The sequence below is a fragment of the Paraburkholderia heleia NBRC 101817 genome, assembly GCF_000739775.1.
GTDB lineage: Bacteria > Pseudomonadota > Gammaproteobacteria > Burkholderiales > Burkholderiaceae > Paraburkholderia > Paraburkholderia heleia.
In genome coordinates, this window is record NZ_BBJH01000070.1 from 1 (window position 1) to 18,739 (window position 18,739).

Consider the following 18,739-nt stretch of genomic DNA (forward strand, 5'->3'; position numbering starts at 1 on the left):
GTTTTTGCCAGTCTCGTTGATCGACTAAGTGGTTCCGGGGTTGGCGATGCCGCCAACCCCAAAATGGTTTAGGGGTATAGCTCAACTGGCAGAGCGTCGGTCTCCAAAACCGAAGGTTGGGGGTTCGATTCCCTCTGCCCCTGCCAACTTCTCGCGCCTCGGCGCGTTGTTCTTTAGGGTGTTATGGCGAATCCTTCCGTCGAAACTGTTAATACTTCCAGCGACAAGCTGATGCTTGCGGCGGGCGTATTGTTGGTTGTGGCCGGGTTCGTAGGGTTCTACTGGCTCGGTAGCCAGGAGTGGTATGTCCGCGGTGCAGCGCTCGCAGTGGGCGTGATCGCGGGGGTGGTAGTCGGTCTTCTCTCGGCGCCCGGCAAGAGCTTCATCGCGTTTGCCAAAGACTCGTACAAGGAAGTTCGCAAGGTCGTCTGGCCGACTCGCAAAGAGGCCACGCAAACGACGCTGGTGGTCTTCGGTTTTGTGCTGGCAATGGCCATCATTCTGTGGGTTTGCGACAAATCCATCGAGTGGGTGATTTTCTCGGCGATTCTGGGTTGGAAATGATATGAGCGATACACCGGCATCCCCGAGCGGAAAGCGTTGGTATGTGGTGCACGCCTACTCCGGCATGGAGAAGAGCGTGCAACGTGCGCTTCAGGAGCGCATCGAACGTGCTGGCATGCAGGACAAGTTTGGCCAGATCCTCGTTCCGACTGAAGAAGTGGTCGAGGTGAAGGGTGGTCACAAATCGGTGACCGAACGTCGTTTCTTCCCGGGTTACGTCCTGGTTGAGATGGAAATGACAGACGAAACGTGGCACCTCGTGAAGAACACGGCAAAGGTGACCGGTTTCGTCGGCGGGGCGCGCAATCGCCCGAGCCCGATTTCGCCGCGCGAAGTCGAAAAGATCATGTCGCAGATGCAGGAAGGCGTTGAGAAGCCGCGCCCCAAGACCCTGTTCGAAGTCGGCGAGATGGTCCGCGTGAAGGAAGGTCCGTTCACGGACTTCAACGGCAGCGTCGAAGAAGTCAACTACGAGAAATCGCGCGTCCGGGTCTCTGTTACCATTTTCGGTCGCGCTACACCGGTCGAGCTCGAATTCGGCCAGGTCGAAAAGCTGTAAATCGAATATCTACGGATCGCGCCTCGGGTGCGATCCGTTTTTCCGCGCTTACGGTCCGCGTTATGACCGTAGAGGAGCGCTAGTAGTCCAGTCGGCTGTCAATGTCGTCAAAGCAGTTGGCACAGCGAAGATTGTGGCGAGCGCGCGCTACCACTCACCAGAACGCTCACGCGTTCCAAAGAGGTTTTCAACATGGCAAAGAAAATCATCGGCTTTATCAAGCTGCAGATTCCTGCAGGTAAAGCCAATCCGTCGCCGCCGGTCGGCCCGGCGCTGGGTCAGCGCGGCCTGAACATCATGGAGTTCTGCAAGGCGTTCAACGCGCAGACTCAAGCCATGGAACCGGGTCTGCCGGTTCCGGTCGTGATCACGGCATTCGCGGACAAGAGCTTCACGTTCATCCTGAAGACGCCGCCGGCTACGGTTCTGATCAAGAAGGCAGCGAAGGTCGACAAGGGTTCGGCCAAGCCGCACACCGACAAGGTCGCTACGATCACCCGCGCGCAAGCCGAGGAAATCGCCAAGACCAAGATGCCGGACCTCACGGCAGCCGATATGGATGCAGCGGTTCGCACGATCGCTGGTAGCGCCCGCTCGATGGGCATCGTCGTGGAGGGCGTGTAAATGGCTAAGGTTTCCAAGCGTCAAAAGGCACTGGCTGCCAAGATCGACCGCCAAAAACAGTACCCGATCGGCGACGCACTGTCGCTCGTGAAGGAATGCGCCACGGCGAAGTTCGACGAGTCGATCGACGTTGCCGTGCAGCTCGGCATCGATGCGAAGAAGTCGGATCAGGTCGTTCGCGGCTCGGTCGTTCTGCCCGCCGGTACCGGCAAGTCGGTCCGCGTTGCGGTGTTCGCGCAAGGTGAGAAGGCTGAACAAGCCAAGGCAGCAGGCGCAGAGATCGTCGGTATGGAAGACCTCGCCGAGCAGATCAAGGGCGGCAACCTGAACTTCGACATCGTGATCGCTTCGCCGGACACGATGCGCGTCGTCGGTACGCTCGGTCAGATTCTCGGCCCGCGCGGCCTGATGCCGAACCCGAAGGTCGGCACCGTGACGCCGGACGTCGCGACTGCTGTCAAGAACGCCAAGGCGGGTCAGGTGCAATTCCGTGTCGACAAGGCCGGTATCATCCACGCGACCATCGGCCGTGCGTCGTTCGAGCCGACCGCGCTGCGCAGCAACCTGGACGCGCTCCTCGACGCGCTGACCAAGGCGAAGCCGGCAACGAGCAAGGGCGTGTACCTGCGCAAGATCGCTGTCTCGAGCACGATGGGCGTTGGCGTTCGCGTCGACCAGACGTCGCTCGCAGCGTAACAAGTTTCGCCGCGCTGAAGTTCGAAACGAAGTTGGGTCGGACCGCAGCGCGGATTTAAAGGGCTTTGGGCGGTTGTGCAGCGGCAGCAAGCGCGGCGCAACCGGTTGTCAAAGACCGTTGGCGGAAGTGCAGTAGTTGGGTGCTTCCTTAATGTAAAGCCAACGCAGATGGCGAACCCGAAAAGGTTTTGAAGTGCTGTAGTAAGTGGAAGCGGGCGGTAACGCCCGACGAAGCGAGCTGAGTTACTCCGGACTGGTCGGTCGCCGTTGTTGAACGCGGCGCATGTAGCGAAAGCAAAGTGTGTCGAATCTGGAGGTTAACCGTGCCACTGAACAAAGAAGATAAGCAGGCCGTCGTGGCTGAAGTCTCCGCGCAAGTCGCGAAGGCTCAGACCGTCGTGTTGGCCGAGTATCGTGGAATCGCGGTTGGCGATCTGACCAAGCTGCGCGCGAAAGCGCGTGAGCAGCAGGTGTACCTCCGCGTGTTGAAGAACACGCTGGCGCGTCGCGCTGTCGAAGGTACCCCGTTTGCTCCGCTGGCAGAGCAGATGACTGGCCCCCTGATCTACGGCATCTCGGAAGATGCCATTGCTGCTGCGAAGGTCGTCAATGACTTCGCGAAGGGCAATGACAAGTTGGTCATCAAGGCTGGTTCCTACGAAGGCAAGGTGATGGACAAGGCAGGCGTGCAAGCGCTGGCCAGCATCCCGAGCCGCGAAGAACTGCTCTCGAAGCTGCTGTTCGTTATGCAGGCTCCGGTTTCCGGTATGGCGCGCGCTCTGGCCGCGCTGGCGGAAAAGAAGCAAGCCGAAGCTGCTTAATAACGACAGGCAAGCGAGAAAGATCGCTAGCTGTTTCCGAATTCAAATCTGGAGTAATTACAAATGGCAATCGCAAAAGAAGACATCCTCGAAGCCGTCGGCTCGATGTCGGTTCTCGAACTGAACGAACTGGTCAAGGCTTTCGAAGAGAAGTTTGGCGTGTCGGCAGCTGCTGTGGCAGTCGCTGGCCCGGCAGGCGGCGGCGCTGCTGCTGCTGCTGAAGAGCAGACCGAATTCACGGTCAACCTGCTCGAAGCCGGCGCAAACAAGGTTTCGGTCATTAAGGCCGTTCGCGAACTGACGGGTCTCGGCCTGAAGGAAGCGAAGGACCTGGTCGACGGCGCACCGAAGCCCGTGAAGGAAGCGGTGCCCAAGGCTGCTGCTGAAGAAGCGAAGAAGAAGCTGGAAGAAGCCGGCGCGAAGGCTGAAATCAAGTAAGTTTCAGCGCGCTGTGCGAAGGCTGGCGGTTTTTACACCGCCGGCCTTTTTGTGCTTTGTGGGTTCTGCGTTTTTGTGTTCGATTTTTTAGAAGTCGGAGGCGGGATGCGGGACCCAGAAGCCAAAGAAAAACGTCTTTCGCCGGGTGAGGGCCTCAAGGGCACCATCGGGGCGCACGACGCTTCTCTTTGTCTTCTGAAGCGACTGCAGAAGGCAAGTTTGGTCGGGCAGCGGGCACGTTATGACAAGCCGAAATCCGTTGCCGTCAGCCAGCGGTTGGTAGAGGCCAACCACCAAGCTTCCAGGGCTCGCGAAGCCATCGGGTCTCAGTCGGTGAACACTCGGGTCGTCCTACCCGCCGTGATTCGGAGATCGTATGCACTATTCCTTCACCGAGAAGAAGCGTATTCGCAAGAGTTTCGCGAAACGCCCCATCGTTCACCAGGTTCCTTTCCTGCTGGCTACCCAGCTTGAATCATTCAGCACATTCCTGCAAGCAGAAACGGCGACCGCACAACGCAAACCGGAAGGTCTGCAGGCAGCGTTTTCGTCCGTTTTTCCTATTGTTTCCCATAACGGCTTTGCTCGTCTAGAGTTCGTCAGCTACATGCTGTCGTCGCCGGCATTCAACATCAAGGAATGCCAGCAACGCGGCCTGACGTACTGCTCGGCGCTGCGCGCCAAGGTCCGTCTCGTCCTGCTCGACAAGGAATCGCCGAGCAAGCCGGTCGTCAAGGAAGTGAAGGAGCAGGAAGTGTACATGGGCGAAATCCCGCTCATGACGCCTACCGGTTCGTTCGTCATCAACGGCACCGAGCGTGTCATTGTCTCGCAGCTGCATCGCTCGCCTGGCGTGTTCTTCGAACACGACAAGGGCAAGACGCACAGCTCGGGCAAGCTGCTCTTCTCGGCACGTATCATTCCTTACCGCGGTTCGTGGCTCGACTTCGAGTTCGACCCGAAGGACGTGCTGTACTTCCGCGTCGACCGTCGCCGCAAGATGCCGGTCACGATCCTGCTGAAGGCGATCGGCCTCACGCCGGAACAGATCCTCGCGAACTTCTTCGTATTCGACAACTTCACGCTGATGCCGGAAGGCGCGCAGATGGAGTTCGTGCCGGAGCGTCTGCGCGGTGAAGTCGCGCGCTTCGACATCAGCGACCGCGAAGGCAAGGTCATTGTCCAGAAGGACAAGCGCATCAACGCGAAGCACATTCGCGACCTCGAAAGCGCGAAGACGACGTACATTTCGGTCCCCGAAGATTATCTGCTCGGCCGCGTTCTCGCGAAGAACGTCGTCGACGGCGACACGGGCGAAGTGATCGCGAACGCGAACGACGAGATCACCGAAACCGTGCTCGAGAAGCTGCGCGAAGCGAAGATCAAGGACATCCAGACGCTCTACACGAACGATCTGGACCAGGGTCCGTACATCTCGTCGACGCTGCGTATCGACGAAACCGCCGACAAGATGGCCGCGCGCATTGCGATCTACCGCATGATGCGTCCGGGCGAGCCGCCGACCGAAGAAGCGGTCGAGGCGCTGTTCAACCGCCTGTTCTACAGCGAAGAAGCGTACGACCTCTCGAAGGTGGGTCGTATGAAGTTCAACCGCCGCGTGGGCCGCGACGAAATCGTCGGCCCGATGACGCTGCAGGACGACGACATCCTCGCGACCATCAAGATCCTCGTCGAACTGCGCAACGGCAAGGGCGAAGTGGACGACATCGACCACCTCGGCAACCGTCGCGTGCGTTGCGTGGGCGAACTCGCGGAGAACCAGTTCCGCGCGGGTCTCGTGCGCGTCGAACGCGCCGTGAAGGAACGCCTCGGCCAGGCCGAAAGCGAAAACCTGATGCCGCACGACCTGATCAACTCGAAGCCGATTTCGTCGGCGATCCGCGAGTTCTTCGGTTCGTCGCAGCTGTCGCAGTTCATGGACCAGACCAACCCGCTCTCGGAAATCACGCACAAGCGTCGTGTTTCCGCACTGGGCCCGGGCGGTCTGACGCGTGAGCGCGCAGGCTTCGAAGTCCGCGACGTGCACCCGACCCACTATGGCCGCGTGTGCCCGATCGAGACGCCGGAAGGTCCGAACATCGGTCTGATCAACTCGCTCGCTCTGTACGCGCACCTGAACGAATACGGCTTCCTCGAAACGCCGTATCGCAAGGTTGCGGACGGCAAGGTGACCGACCAGATCGACTACCTGTCGGCGATCGAAGAAGGCCGTTACGTGATCGCTCAGGCGAACGCGGCAGTGGCTGAAGACGGCACGCTGACCGACGAACTGGTGTCGTCGCGTGAAGCGGGCGAAACGCTGATGGTCACGCCGGACCGCATCCAGTACATGGACGTGGCGCCGTCGCAGATCGTCTCGGTCGCAGCCTCGCTGATTCCGTTCCTCGAGCACGACGACGCGAACCGTGCACTGATGGGCTCGAACATGCAGCGTCAGGCCGTGCCTTGCCTGCGTCCGGAAAAACCGGTCGTCGGTACGGGCATCGAGCGCACGGTTGCGGTCGACTCGGGTACGACGGTTCAGGCGCTGCGTGGCGGCGTGGTCGACTACGTCGACGCAGGCCGTATCGTGATTCGCGTGAACGACGATGAAGCCGTCGCCGGTGAAGTCGGCGTGGACATCTACAACCTCATCAAGTACACGCGTTCGAACCAGAACACGAACATCAACCAGCGTCCGATCGTCAAGATGGGCGACAAGGTTGCGCGCGGCGACGTGCTGGCCGATGGCGCATCGACCGATCTGGGCGAGCTCGCGCTCGGCCAGAACATGCTGATCGCGTTCATGCCGTGGAACGGCTACAACTTCGAAGACTCGATCCTGATCTCGGAGAAAGTGGTTGCGGACGACCGCTACACGTCGATCCACATCGAAGAACTGAACGTCGTGGCACGCGACACGAAGCTCGGACCGGAAGAAATCACGCGCGACATTTCGAACCTCGCGGAAGTGCAGCTTGGCCGTCTCGACGAGTCGGGCATCGTGTACATCGGCGCGGAAGTCGAAGCGGGCGACGTGCTCGTGGGCAAGGTCACGCCGAAGGGCGAAACCCAGCTCACGCCGGAAGAAAAGCTGCTGCGCGCGATCTTCGGCGAGAAGGCTTCGGACGTGAAGGATACGTCGCTGCGCGTGCCCTCGGGCATGAGCGGCACGGTCATCGACGTGCAGGTGTTTACGCGTGAAGGCATCCAGCGCGACAAGCGCGCACAACAGATCATCGACGATGAACTGAAGCGCTATCGCCTCGACCTGAACGACCAGCTGCGCATCGTGGAAGGCGACGCGTTCCAGCGTCTCGCACGCATGCTCGAAGGCAAGGTCGCGAACGGCGGTCCGAAGAAGCTCGCGAAGGGCACGAAGATCGAGCGCGCGTACCTCGAAGATCTGGATCACTACCACTGGTTCGACATCCGTCTCGCGGACGAAGAAGCAGCGGCGCAGCTCGAAGCGATCAAGAACTCGATCGAAGAGAAGCGTCACCAGTTCGATCTGGCCTTCGAAGAGAAGCGCAAGAAGCTCACGCAAGGCGACGAACTGCCGCCGGGCGTGCTGAAGATGGTCAAGGTGTACCTCGCGGTGAAGCGCCGTCTGCAGCCTGGCGACAAGATGGCCGGCCGTCACGGTAACAAGGGTGTGGTGTCGAAGATCGTGCCGATCGAAGACATGCCGTACATGGCCGACGGCCGTCCGGCAGACGTCGTGCTGAACCCGCTCGGCGTGCCGTCACGGATGAACGTGGGGCAGGTTCTCGAAGTGCACCTCGGTTGGGCCGCGAAGGGTCTGGGCTGGCGGATCGGCGAAATGCTGCAGCGTCAGACGAAGGTTGCGGAGCTGCGTGAGTTCCTCACGAAGATCTACAACGAATCGGGCCACAAGGAAGACCTCGACAGCTTCAGCGACGACGAAATCTTCGAACTCGCGAAGAACCTGCGCGAAGGCGTGCCGTTCGCAACGCCGGTGTTCGACGGTGCGACCGAAGAGGAAATGTCGAAGATGCTCGACCTGGCGTTCCCGGACGACATCGCGACGAACCTCGGCATGACGCCCTCGAAGAACCAGGTGCGTCTGTACGACGGCCGCACGGGCGAGATGTTCGAGCGTACGGTCACCGTGGGCTACATGCACTACCTGAAGCTGCACCACCTTGTCGACGACAAGATGCACGCGCGTTCGACGGGTCCGTACTCGCTCGTGACGCAGCAGCCGCTGGGTGGCAAGGCGCAATTCGGTGGTCAGCGCTTCGGTGAAATGGAAGTGTGGGCGCTCGAAGCGTATGGCGCTTCGTATGTGCTGCAGGAAATGTTGACGGTGAAGTCCGATGACGTGACGGGCCGGACGAAGGTGTACGAGAACCTCGTCAAGGGCGACCACGTGATCGACGCGGGCATGCCGGAATCCTTCAATGTGCTGGTGAAGGAAATCCGCTCGCTCGGCATCGACATCGACCTCGACCGCAACTAATCGGACTACGGAGAGAAGGCAATGAAAGCTCTGCTCGATCTATTCAAGCAAGTCCAACAAGAAGAAGTTTTTGACGCGATCAAGATCGGTCTGGCCTCGCCGGACAAGATCCGCTCGTGGTCGTTCGGCGAAGTGAAGAAGCCGGAGACGATCAACTACCGTACCTTCAAGCCGGAACGGGATGGTCTGTTCTGCGCGAAGATCTTCGGGCCGATCAAGGACTACGAGTGCCTGTGCGGCAAGTACAAGCGCCTGAAGCACCGTGGCGTGATCTGCGAGAAGTGCGGCGTTGAAGTGACGCTCGCGAAGGTGCGCCGCGAACGCATGGGCCACATCGAGCTGGCCTCGCCCGTCGCGCACATCTGGTTCCTGAAGTCGCTGCCGTCGCGTCTGGGCATGGTGCTCGACATGACGCTGCGCGACATCGAACGCGTGCTGTACTTCGAGGCATACGTGGTGATCGAACCGGGCATGACGCCGCTGAAGGCGCGGCAGATCATGACCGAAGAGGATTACTACAACAAGGTCGAGGAATACGGCGACGAATTCCGTGCCGAAATGGGCGCGGAAGGCGTGCGTGAGCTGCTGCGCGCGATCAATATCGACGAGCAGGTCGAGACGCTGCGCACCGAGCTGAAGAACACCGGCTCGGAAGCGAAGATCAAGAAGTACGCGAAGCGTCTGAAGGTGCTCGAGGCCTTCCAGCGTTCGGGTATCAAGCCCGAATGGATGGTGCTCGAAGTGCTGCCGGTGCTGCCGCCCGAACTGCGTCCGCTGGTGCCGCTCGACGGCGGCCGTTTCGCGACTTCGGACCTGAACGATCTGTATCGCCGCGTCATCAACCGTAACAACCGTCTGAAGCGTCTGCTCGAGCTCAAGGCGCCGGAGATCATCGTCCGCAACGAAAAGCGGATGCTCCAGGAAGCCGTGGACTCGCTGCTCGACAACGGCCGTCGCGGCAAGGCGATGACGGGCGCGAACAAGCGGCCGCTCAAGTCGCTCGCCGACATGATCAAGGGTAAGGGCGGCCGCTTCCGTCAGAACCTGCTGGGCAAGCGCGTGGACTACTCGGGCCGTTCGGTCATCGTGGTGGGTCCGACGCTCAAGCTGCACCAGTGCGGCCTGCCGAAGCTGATGGCGCTCGAGCTCTTCAAGCCGTTCATCTTCAACAAGCTGGAAACGATGGGCGTTGCCACGACCATCAAGGCTGCGAAGAAGGAAGTCGAGAACCAGACGCCGGTGGTGTGGGACATCCTCGAAGAGGTGATCCGCGAGCATCCGGTCATGCTCAACCGTGCGCCGACGCTGCACCGTCTCGGCATTCAGGCTTTCGAGCCGGTGCTGATCGAAGGCAAGGCAATCCAGCTGCACCCGCTCGTTTGCGCGGCGTTCAACGCCGACTTCGACGGTGACCAGATGGCTGTTCACGTGCCGCTGTCGCTCGAAGCGCAGATGGAAGCGCGTACGCTCATGCTCGCGTCGAACAACGTCCTGTTCCCGGCCAACGGCGATCCGTCGATCGTGCCGTCGCAGGATATCGTGCTGGGCCTGTACTACGCCACGCGTGAAGCGATCAACGGCAAGGGCGAAGGCATGACGTTCACGGGCGTGTCGGAAGTGCTCCGCGCGTACGAGAACAAGGAAGTCGAACTGGCTTCGCGCGTGAACGTGCGTATTACCGAAATGGTCCACAACGAGGACAAGTCGGAAGGCGCACCGGCATTCGTGCCGAAGGTCTCGCTGTACGCAACGACGGTTGGCCGCTCGATCCTGTCGGAAATCCTGCCGCCGGGTCTGCCGTTCTCGGTGCTGAACAAGCCGCTGAAGAAGAAGGAAATTTCGCGTCTGATCAACACCGCGTTCCGCAAGTGCGGTCTGCGCGAAACGGTGATCTTCGCTGACCAGCTGATGCAGTCGGGCTTCCGCCTCGCAACGCGCGCCGGGATTTCGATCTGCGTGGACGACATGCTCGTGCCGCCGCAGAAGGAAACCATCGTCGGCGAAGCCGCGAAGAAGGTGAAGGAGTACGACCGTCAGTACATGTCGGGTCTCGTCACCGCGCAGGAACGCTACAACAACGTGGTCGACATCTGGTCGAATACGTCGGAAGCGGTCGGCAAGGCGATGATGGAGCAGCTCTCGACGGAACCGGTGATCGACCGCGACGGCAAAGAAACGCGTCAGGAATCGTTCAACTCGATCTACATGATGGCCGACTCGGGCGCGCGGGGTTCCGCGACGCAGATTCGCCAGCTGGCGGGGATGCGCGGCCTGATGGCGAAGCCGGACGGCTCGATTATCGAAACGCCGATTACCGCGAACTTCCGCGAAGGTCTGAACGTGCTGCAGTACTTCATCTCGACCCACGGTGCACGTAAGGGTCTGGCTGATACGGCACTGAAGACCGCGAACTCGGGTTACCTGACGCGTCGTCTCGTCGACGTGACGCAGGATCTCGTGGTCGTCGAGGACGATTGCGGCACGTCGAACGGCGTGGCGATGAAGGCCCTCGTGGAAGGCGGTGAAGTCGTCGAGGCGCTGCGCGACCGTATTCTCGGCCGCGTCGCGGTGGCGGACGTCGTCAATCCGGAAACGCAGGAAACGATCTACGCTTCGGGCGACCTGCTCGACGAAGACGCGGTCGAAACGATCGAAAGCCTCGGCATCGACGAAGTGCGCGTGCGCACGCCGCTTACCTGCGAAACGCGCTACGGTCTGTGCGCCGCGTGCTACGGCCGCGACCTCGGCCGCGGCTCGCGCGTGAACGTCGGCGAAGCCGTCGGCGTGATCGCGGCACAGTCGATCGGCGAACCGGGCACGCAGCTCACGATGCGTACGTTCCACATCGGTGGTGCGGCGTCGCGTGCGGCAGTGGCCTCGTCGGTGGAAGCGAAGTCGAACGGTACCGTGCGCTTCACGGCGACGATGCGTTACGTCACGAATGCGAAGGGCGAGCAAGTCGTCATCTCGCGTTCGGGCGAAGCCATCATCGCTGACGATCACGGCCGCGAGCGCGAGCGTCACAAGGTGCCGTACGGCGCGACGCTGCTGCAGCTCGACGGCGCAGCGATCAAGGCCGGCACGCAGCTCGCGACGTGGGATCCGCTCACGCGTCCGATCATCACCGAGTACGGCGGTACGGTGAAGTTCGAGAACGTCGAGGAAGGCGTGACCGTGGCCAAGCAGATCGACGACGTCACGGGTCTGTCGACCCTCGTCGTGATCGACGTGAAGCGCCGCGGCTCGCAGGCTGCCAAGAGCGTGCGTCCGCAGGTCAAGCTGCTCGACGCGAACGGCGACGAGGTGAAGATCCCGGGCACGGAGCATTCGGTGCAGATCGGTTTCCAGGTCGGCGCACTGATCACCGTGAAGGACGGTCAGCAGGTGCAGGTCGGCGAAGTGCTCGCACGTATCCCGACCGAAGCCCAGAAGACGCGTGACATTACCGGTGGTCTGCCGCGTGTGGCGGAACTGTTCGAAGCACGTTCGCCGAAGGACGCAGGTATCCTGGCGGAAGTCACGGGTACGACGTCGTTCGGTAAGGACACGAAGGGCAAGCAGCGTCTCGTTATCACGGACCTCGAAGGCAATCAGCACGAGTTCCTGATCGCGAAGGAAAAGCAGGTGCTGGTCCACGACGGTCAGGTCGTCAACAAGGGCGAAATGATCGTGGACGGCCCGGCCGATCCGCACGACATCCTGCGTCTGCAGGGTATCGAGGCGCTGTCGCGCTACATCGTGGACGAAGTGCAGGACGTGTACCGTCTGCAGGGCGTGAAGATCAACGACAAGCACATCGAAGTGATCGTGCGTCAGATGCTGCGCCGTGTGCAGATCACCGACAACGGCGATACGCGCTTCATCCCGGGCGAGCAGGTCGAGCGTTCGGACATGCTGGACGAAAACGACCGCATGAACGCGGAAGACAAGCGTCCGGCAACGTACGAGAACGTGCTGCTCGGTATCACGAAGGCGTCGCTCTCGACCGATTCGTTCATCTCGGCGGCATCGTTCCAGGAAACGACCCGCGTGCTGACCGAAGCGGCGATCATGGGCAAGCGCGACGATCTGCGTGGCCTGAAGGAAAACGTGATCGTCGGCCGTCTGATTCCGGCTGGTACGGGTCTCGCCTTCCACAAGGCGCGCCGTGCGAAGGAGTCGTCGGATCGCGAGCGTTTCGACCAGATCGCAGCGGAAGAAGCGTTCGAGTTCGGTACGCCGGAAACCCCGGCCGCCGAGCAGCCGCAACAGCCGCATACGACGGACGAGTAAGCGCGGGGCGGCGCAAGCCGCCTTTCGCTGCGGGCTCGAATGCCCACGCCAAAGCCGCCTGGTTTTCACCGGGCGGCTTTTTTGTTGGTGCCGGCACTGCTCGCTCAAGCCTGCGGCCTCGTGCCGCAGCGCCGGTCGGCTCGCTGCGCGCATCGGTGAGGCGTGCTAACGTAGCGCGCCAAGCCCGCCTGTGCGGGGCTTTCCGTACGGCACTGGCGGCATTTATCTGAATCTGGAGGCGGTAATCATGTGGGTGGTCGGGGTCGGTCTCATCCTGAATCTGGTGGCGTGCGTCGCCAGCTTTTCGCAGCTGCTGCATCACGTCAGCAACCAGTCCGCAGCGAACTTCTTTGCGACCTTCCTCGTGATGTGGGCATTCCTGATCATCGGTTTCATCATGCTGCTGGCGGGCCGGGTCAAGGGCGGCACCGCGCTGCTCACGATCGGCTCGCTGACGTTCGTCGGCGCCAATGTCGTGCTCTTCGGCGCGAGCGTATTTGCGATCGCCGCCGCGGTCGTGGCCCTCGTGACGATCGTCGGTGCGTTTCGGGTCGCACGCCGGCGCCTCGTTGCCTGACGTACCTCCTTCGCCCGGGTTGTTCGCGTTCGCGATCTGCGATTTCCGCGGTTTCTTCTGGCCGAATGGCCAATCTTCACGGTGGCGGCGGTTAAGGCTCGTCCGGGTTGGTAAAATCCTGCCCATCGCCTTAGCTCCGCACGCTCACCGCTTTCATGTCCCGTTCCCTCGAAATCCTCAACGAAGTCTTCGGCTATCCCGCGTTTAGAGGGCAGCAAGCCGAAATCGTCGAGCACGTCGCTGGGGGCGGCGATTCGCTGGTGCTCATGCCGACCGGCGGCGGCAAATCGCTCTGCTACCAGATTCCCGCGCTCGTGCGGCACGAAGCCGGGCTCGGTGCCGGCATCGTCGTGTCGCCGCTCATCGCGCTCATGCAGGACCAGGTGGCCGCGCTCACGGAAGTGGGCGTGCGCGCCGCTTATCTCAACTCGACGCTGAGCGGCGCCGAAGCGGCGGCTACCGAGCGGGCGCTGCGCGAGGGCGATCTCGACCTGCTTTATGTCGCGCCCGAGCGCCTCATGACGCCGCGCTTTCTCGAGTTGCTCGAGCGCACGCGCATCGGCCTCTTTGCCATCGACGAAGCGCACTGCGTCTCGCAGTGGGGCCACGACTTCCGGCCCGAATATATCCAGCTTTCGGTGCTGCACGAGCGCTTTCCGAACGTGCCGCGCATCGCGCTCACGGCAACTGCCGACGCCATCACGCGCAACGAGATCGCGCATCGTCTCGCGCTCGACGACGCCCGTGTGTTCGTCTCGAGCTTCGACCGGCCGAACATCCGCTACCGCATCGTCGAGAAGGACAATGCGCGCTCGCAGTTGCTCGACTTCATCCGCGCGGAGCATACGCGCGCCGACGGCACCACGGATGCCGGCGTCGTGTATTGCCTCTCGCGCCGCAAGGTCGAGGAAACGGCGGAGTGGCTGAAAGGGCAGGGGTTGCGCGCGCTGCCGTACCACGCCGGCATGGAATTCGAGGTGCGCCAGAAGCACCAGGAGCTGTTCCAGCGCGAGGAGGGGGTGGTGATGTGCGCCACCATCGCATTCGGCATGGGCATCGACAAGCCGGACGTGCGTTTCGTCGCGCATCTGGATTTGCCCAAGAGCGTGGAAGGCTACTACCAGGAAACCGGCCGCGCGGGGCGCGACGGGCTGGCGGCCAACGCGTGGATGGCCTATGGTCTCGGCGACGTGGTGCAGCAGCGCAAGATGATCGACGAGTCCGAAGCCGACGAGCAGCACAAGCGTGTGCAAACAGGCAAGCTCGACGCGCTGCTCGGCCTGTGCGAAGCGGCCACATGCCGGCGCGTGCGCCTGCTCGCGTACTTCGGCGAAGAGAGCAAGCCATGCGGCAACTGCGATACCTGCCTCGAGCCGCCCGCCACCTGGGACGCCACGCGCGAGGCGCAAATGGCGCTCTCATGCGTGTTCCGCGCGCAGCGCGCGAGCGGCTTCAATTTCGGCGCCGGCCACCTGATCGACATCCTGCGCGGCAACCGCAGCGAGAAGATCCTGCAGCGCGGGCACGAGAAGATCTCCACCTTCGGCATCGGCTCCGCGCTTTCGGAACCGGAATGGCGCGCGGTCTTCCGGCAACTGGTGGCGTTCGGTTATCTCACCGTCGACCATGACGGCTACGGCTCGCTCGTGCTCACCGAGGCGAGCAAGCCGGTGCTCAAGGGCGAGCAGAACGTCACGATGCGCCGTTACGTGAAGCCCACACGTACGCGCACGTCGTCGAGCCGCACGAGTGAGCGCGCCGATCCGACCCTTGGCATGAGCCCGCGTCAGCGCTCGCGCTGGGAGCGCCTGCGTCTGTGGCGCACCGAAACCGCGAAGAGCGAGGGCGTGCCGGCCTACGTCATCTTCCACGATGCCACGCTGGCGGAAATCGCGCGCAACGGCCCGGAGTCGGTGGACGATCTGCGTGACATCCCGGGCATCGGGGCGCGCAAGCTCGAGCGCTTTGGCGAGGAACTCGTCGAGGTCGTCGGCGACGAATAAGGCGCGCCGTTCCCCGCCGGGCGTTCCGGGTATTGCGGGCGCGGCCCGATTGTCACGGCGCTGTCACTTCCTCCGTCGTCCGAAATGTCGCAAACCATTGACTCGCTTGGTCTTTTCGGAATATCATGCTGGGTTCCGGTCTTTGGGATGTCTGTGCTCGTCAATTGATTTGACGAAAACTAACGTCAAATTGCTCAATCCGGAGCTCGATACGCGTGGCTTTCCGCTTTGCCCGGAAAGAAATGCGTCGATTTTGTTCAATTTCAGGAATAAACAATGCCAACCATCAATCAACTGGTTCGCAAAGGCCGCGCTTCGGAAGTTACGAAGAGCAAGTCGCCGGCCCTGCAGGACTGCCCGCAGCGTCGCGGCGTGTGCACCCGTGTGTACACGACGACGCCGAAGAAGCCGAACTCGGCACTCCGTAAGGTCGCCAAGGTGCGCCTGACGAACGGCTTCGAAGTCATTTCGTACATCGGTGGTGAAGGCCACAACCTGCAGGAACACTCGGTCGTGCTGATCCGCGGCGGCCGTGTGAAGGACTTGCCGGGTGTGCGTTACCACATGGTTCGCGGCTCGCTGGATACCCAGGGCGTCAAGGATCGTAAGCAGGCTCGCTCGAAGTACGGCGCGAAGCGCGCGAAGGCTGCGAAGTAAGCAACCAGGTTGCACGGGTCGTCGTGCTCGCAAGAGTGCCGGCGATAAAAGCGACAGGTGCCGGATTGGCCGGTGCTGTCGAGTAAGTGGTCACCCGACCAGGCTGGTAAGTCCGGGGAAGTAAAACCCGGGATGAATCGGGTTAGTTGGTGGCCGCGGAGCGCAAGGTTTGAACCCGCGCTTCAACTGAAAAGTTAAAGGAAGAAACATGCCGCGTCGTCGCGAAGTCCCCAAGCGGGAAGTGTTGCCGGATCCGAAGTTCGGCAACGTTGATGTAGCCAAGTTCATGAACGTGCTGATGCTCTCCGGCAAGAAGTCGGTTGCCGAGCGTATCGTGTACGGCGCTTTCGAACAGATCCAGACCAAGGGTGGCAAGGACCCGCTGGAAGTGTTCACTGTCGCGCTCAACAACGTGAAGCCGGTGGTGGAAGTGAAGAGCCGCCGCGTTGGTGGTGCGAACTATCAGGTTCCGGTCGAAGTGCGCCCCTCGCGTCGTATGGCATTGGCGATGCGTTGGCTGCGTGAAGCCGCGAAGAAGCGCAGCGAGAAGTCGATGGCCCTGCGTCTGGCAGGTGAACTCTCCGAAGCGGCCGAAGGCCGTGGCGGCGCGATGAAGAAGCGCGACGAAGTTCACCGGATGGCAGAAGCGAACAAGGCGTTCTCGCACTTCCGCTTCTAAGAGAAAGCCCCTACCGGGGTTCGCTCAAAAAACGGAAAAAATTCCGGGCGGGTGCGCTTATCGAGCGCCTCGCCCGTTTGTGTTCAGGCACGTTGGGATCAACCCGGTCGGGGTGACCCGGCGCGCACCTCCCGATAGAGGATCAAAGTGGCTCGCAAGACTCCCATCGAGCGCTACCGTAACATCGGTATTAGCGCTCACATCGACGCCGGCAAGACGACGACGACCGAGCGCATTCTGTTTTACACCGGCGTGAACCACAAGATTGGTGAAGTTCACGACGGCGCCGCGACCATGGACTGGATGGAGCAGGAACAGGAGCGTGGCATCACGATCACGTCCGCTGCTACGACCGCGTTCTGGAAGGGCATGGGCGGCAACTACCCCGAGCACCGCATCAACATCATCGACACCCCGGGCCACGTCGACTTCACGATTGAAGTCGAGCGCTCGATGCGCGTGCTCGACGGCGCGTGCATGGTCTACTGCGCAGTGGGCGGCGTGCAGCCGCAGTCGGAAACGGTGTGGCGTCAGGCGAACAAGTACAAGGTTCCCCGTCTCGCGTTCGTCAACAAGATGGACCGTACCGGCGCGAACTTCTTCAAGGTCTACGACCAGCTGAAGAACCGCCTGAAGGCGAATCCGGTTCCGGTCGTGGTGCCGATCGGCGCAGAAGAAAACTTCAAGGGCGTCGTCGACCTCCTGAAGATGAAGGCGATCATTTGGGACGAGGCCTCGCAAGGCACGAAGTTCGACTACGTCGACATCCCGGCTGAACTCGTTGACACGTGCAACGAGTGGCGCGAAAAGATGATCGAGTCGGCTGCCGAAGCCAGCGAAGAGCTGATGGAAAAGTACCTCGGCGGCGAAGCGCTTTCGGAAGCCGAAGTCGTCAAGGCGCTGCGCGACCGTACGATCGCCTGCGAAATCCAGCCGATGCTGTGCGGCACCGCGTTCAAGAACAAGGGCGTGCAGCGCATGCTCGACGCCGTGATCGACTTCCTGCCGTCGCCAGTGGACATTCCCCCGGTCAAGGGCGAGCTCGAAAACGGCGAAACCGCCGAGCGTAAGGCTTCGGACGAAGAGAAGTTCTCGGCACTCGCGTTCAAGATCATGACCGACCCGTTCGTCGGCCAGCTGATCTTCTTCCGCGCGTACTCGGGTATCGTCAACTCGGGCGACACCGTGCTGAACTCGACCAAGGGTAAGAAGGAACGCCTTGGCCGTATTCTGCAGATGCACGCGAACAACCGTGAAGAAATCAAGGAAGTTCGTGCCGGCGACATCGCGGCAGCCGTTGGCCTGAAGGAAGCGACCACGGGCGACACGCTGTGCGACCCGCAGCACCCGATCGTTCTGGAACGCATGGTGTTCCCGGAGCCGGTGATTTCGCAGGCTGTCGAGCCGAAGACCAAGGCTGACCAGGAAAAGATGGGCCTCGCCCTGAACCGCCTGGCGCAGGAAGACCCGTCGTTCCGCGTCCAGACGGACGAGGAATCGGGCCAGACCATCATTTCGGGTATGGGCGAGCTCCACCTCGAAATTCTGGTCGACCGCATGAAGCGCGAATTCAACGTGGAAGCGACCGTCGGCAAGCCGCAGGTTGCCTACCGCGAAACGATCCGTGCAACGGCGAAGGACGTGGACGGCAAGTTCGTCAAGCAGTCGGGTGGTCGCGGCCAGTACGGCCACGCGGTCATCACGCTCGAGCCGAACGAGCAGGGCAAGGGCTACGAGTTCCTGGACGAGATCAAGGGCGGTGTGATTCCTCGCGAATTCATCCCCGCGGTCGACAAGGGTATCCAGGACACGCTGAAGGCAGGCGTGCTCGCGGGCTTCCCGGTCGTCGACGTCAAGGTTCACCTGACGTTCGGTTCGTACCACGACGTCGACTCGAACGAAAATGCGTTCCGCATGGCCGGTTCGATGGCGTTCAAGGAAGCCATGCGCAAGGCCCAGCCGGTCATCCTCGAACCGATGATGGCTGTGGAAGTCGAAACGCCGGAAGACTACATGGGCAACGTGATGGGCGACCTGTCGGGCCGTCGCGGTATCGTCCAGGGCATGGAAGACATGGTTGGCGGCGGCAAGATCGTTCGCGCCGAAGTGCCGCTGTCGGAAATGTTCGGCTACTCGACGTCGCTGCGCTCGCTGACGCAAGGTCGTGCAACGTACACGATGGAATTCAAGCACTACGCAGAAGCACCGCGTAACGTGGCCGACGCGATCATCAGCGCGAAGGCGAAGTAAGCATCGGCGCTCATTTGAGCACGCAGCGGACCCGGCATGGGCCGGGTCCGCGTAGCACAGTCACCGGTTCACCACTTTTTTGAAAGAAGAGAAACATGGCAAAAGGTAAATTCGAA

At 61.5% G+C, this 18,739-nt stretch carries 13 protein-coding genes and 1 tRNA gene; all 14 read left to right on the plus strand.

What is annotated here, in order from left to right; all coding sequences use genetic code 11:
* Window positions 1-70 precede the first annotated feature (70 nt).
* The 14 genes from BHE01S_RS35095 (at window position 71) to fusA (ending at window position 18,623) form a co-directional block, all read left to right on the plus strand.
* Window positions 71-146, plus strand: a tRNA-Trp gene (locus tag BHE01S_RS35095).
* A gap of 37 nt (window positions 147-183) precedes the next feature.
* Window positions 184-564, plus strand: coding sequence for a preprotein translocase subunit SecE (gene secE / locus BHE01S_RS35100; protein WP_028208940.1), 381 nt, complete (start codon window positions 184-186; stop codon window positions 562-564).
* A 1-nt stretch (window position 565) separates the two neighbouring features.
* Window positions 566-1,123 carry a transcription termination/antitermination protein NusG gene (gene nusG, locus BHE01S_RS35105; protein WP_028208939.1) on the plus strand — a complete coding sequence of 186 codons (558 nt, stop codon included), beginning with the start codon at window positions 566-568 and terminating at the stop codon, window positions 1,121-1,123.
* A gap of 192 nt (window positions 1,124-1,315) precedes the next feature.
* Complete coding sequence (gene rplK, locus BHE01S_RS35110) at window positions 1,316-1,747, plus strand: 50S ribosomal protein L11 (protein WP_027797945.1); 432 nt, start codon at window positions 1,316-1,318, stop codon at window positions 1,745-1,747.
* Window positions 1,748-2,443 carry a 50S ribosomal protein L1 gene (rplA, locus tag BHE01S_RS35115; protein WP_042272956.1) on the plus strand — a complete coding sequence of 232 codons (696 nt, stop codon included), beginning with the start codon at window positions 1,748-1,750 and terminating at the stop codon, window positions 2,441-2,443.
* 323 nt (window positions 2,444-2,766) lie between these two features.
* Complete coding sequence (gene rplJ, locus BHE01S_RS35120; RefSeq protein ID WP_042272958.1) at window positions 2,767-3,264, plus strand: 50S ribosomal protein L10; 498 nt, start codon at window positions 2,767-2,769, stop codon at window positions 3,262-3,264.
* A 63-nt stretch (window positions 3,265-3,327) separates the two neighbouring features.
* Window positions 3,328-3,702, plus strand: a complete 375-nt coding sequence (gene rplL, locus BHE01S_RS35125; protein ID WP_027821097.1) for a 50S ribosomal protein L7/L12 — start codon at window positions 3,328-3,330, stop codon at window positions 3,700-3,702.
* A 376-nt stretch (window positions 3,703-4,078) separates the two neighbouring features.
* Window positions 4,079-8,185: a DNA-directed RNA polymerase subunit beta gene (gene rpoB / locus BHE01S_RS35135; RefSeq protein ID WP_042272961.1), complete on the plus strand. Its 4,107-nt coding sequence runs from the start codon at window positions 4,079-4,081 to the stop codon at window positions 8,183-8,185.
* Between the two features lie 21 nt (window positions 8,186-8,206).
* Window positions 8,207-12,457: a DNA-directed RNA polymerase subunit beta' gene (gene rpoC / locus BHE01S_RS35140; RefSeq protein ID WP_042272963.1), complete on the plus strand. Its 4,251-nt coding sequence runs from the start codon at window positions 8,207-8,209 to the stop codon at window positions 12,455-12,457.
* A gap of 247 nt (window positions 12,458-12,704) precedes the next feature.
* On the plus strand, window positions 12,705-13,034 hold the full coding sequence (locus tag BHE01S_RS35145; RefSeq protein ID WP_157025847.1) for a hypothetical protein: 330 nt from the start codon (window positions 12,705-12,707) through the stop codon (window positions 13,032-13,034).
* Between the two features lie 155 nt (window positions 13,035-13,189).
* Window positions 13,190-15,037 (plus strand): DNA helicase RecQ, encoded by a 1,848-nt coding sequence (gene recQ, locus BHE01S_RS35150; RefSeq protein ID WP_042272967.1) that lies wholly within the window; start codon window positions 13,190-13,192, stop codon window positions 15,035-15,037.
* 276 nt (window positions 15,038-15,313) lie between these two features.
* A complete protein-coding gene (rpsL, locus tag BHE01S_RS35155; protein ID WP_042272969.1) occupies window positions 15,314-15,694 on the plus strand; it encodes a 30S ribosomal protein S12 in 381 nt (126 codons plus the stop codon).
* Window positions 15,695-15,902: 208 nt separating this feature from the next.
* A complete protein-coding gene (rpsG, locus tag BHE01S_RS35160; RefSeq protein WP_006053291.1) occupies window positions 15,903-16,373 on the plus strand; it encodes a 30S ribosomal protein S7 in 471 nt (156 codons plus the stop codon).
* Between the two features lie 147 nt (window positions 16,374-16,520).
* Window positions 16,521-18,623: an elongation factor G gene (fusA, locus tag BHE01S_RS35165; RefSeq protein ID WP_042272973.1), complete on the plus strand. Its 2,103-nt coding sequence runs from the start codon at window positions 16,521-16,523 to the stop codon at window positions 18,621-18,623.
* Window positions 18,624-18,739 lie beyond the last annotated feature (116 nt).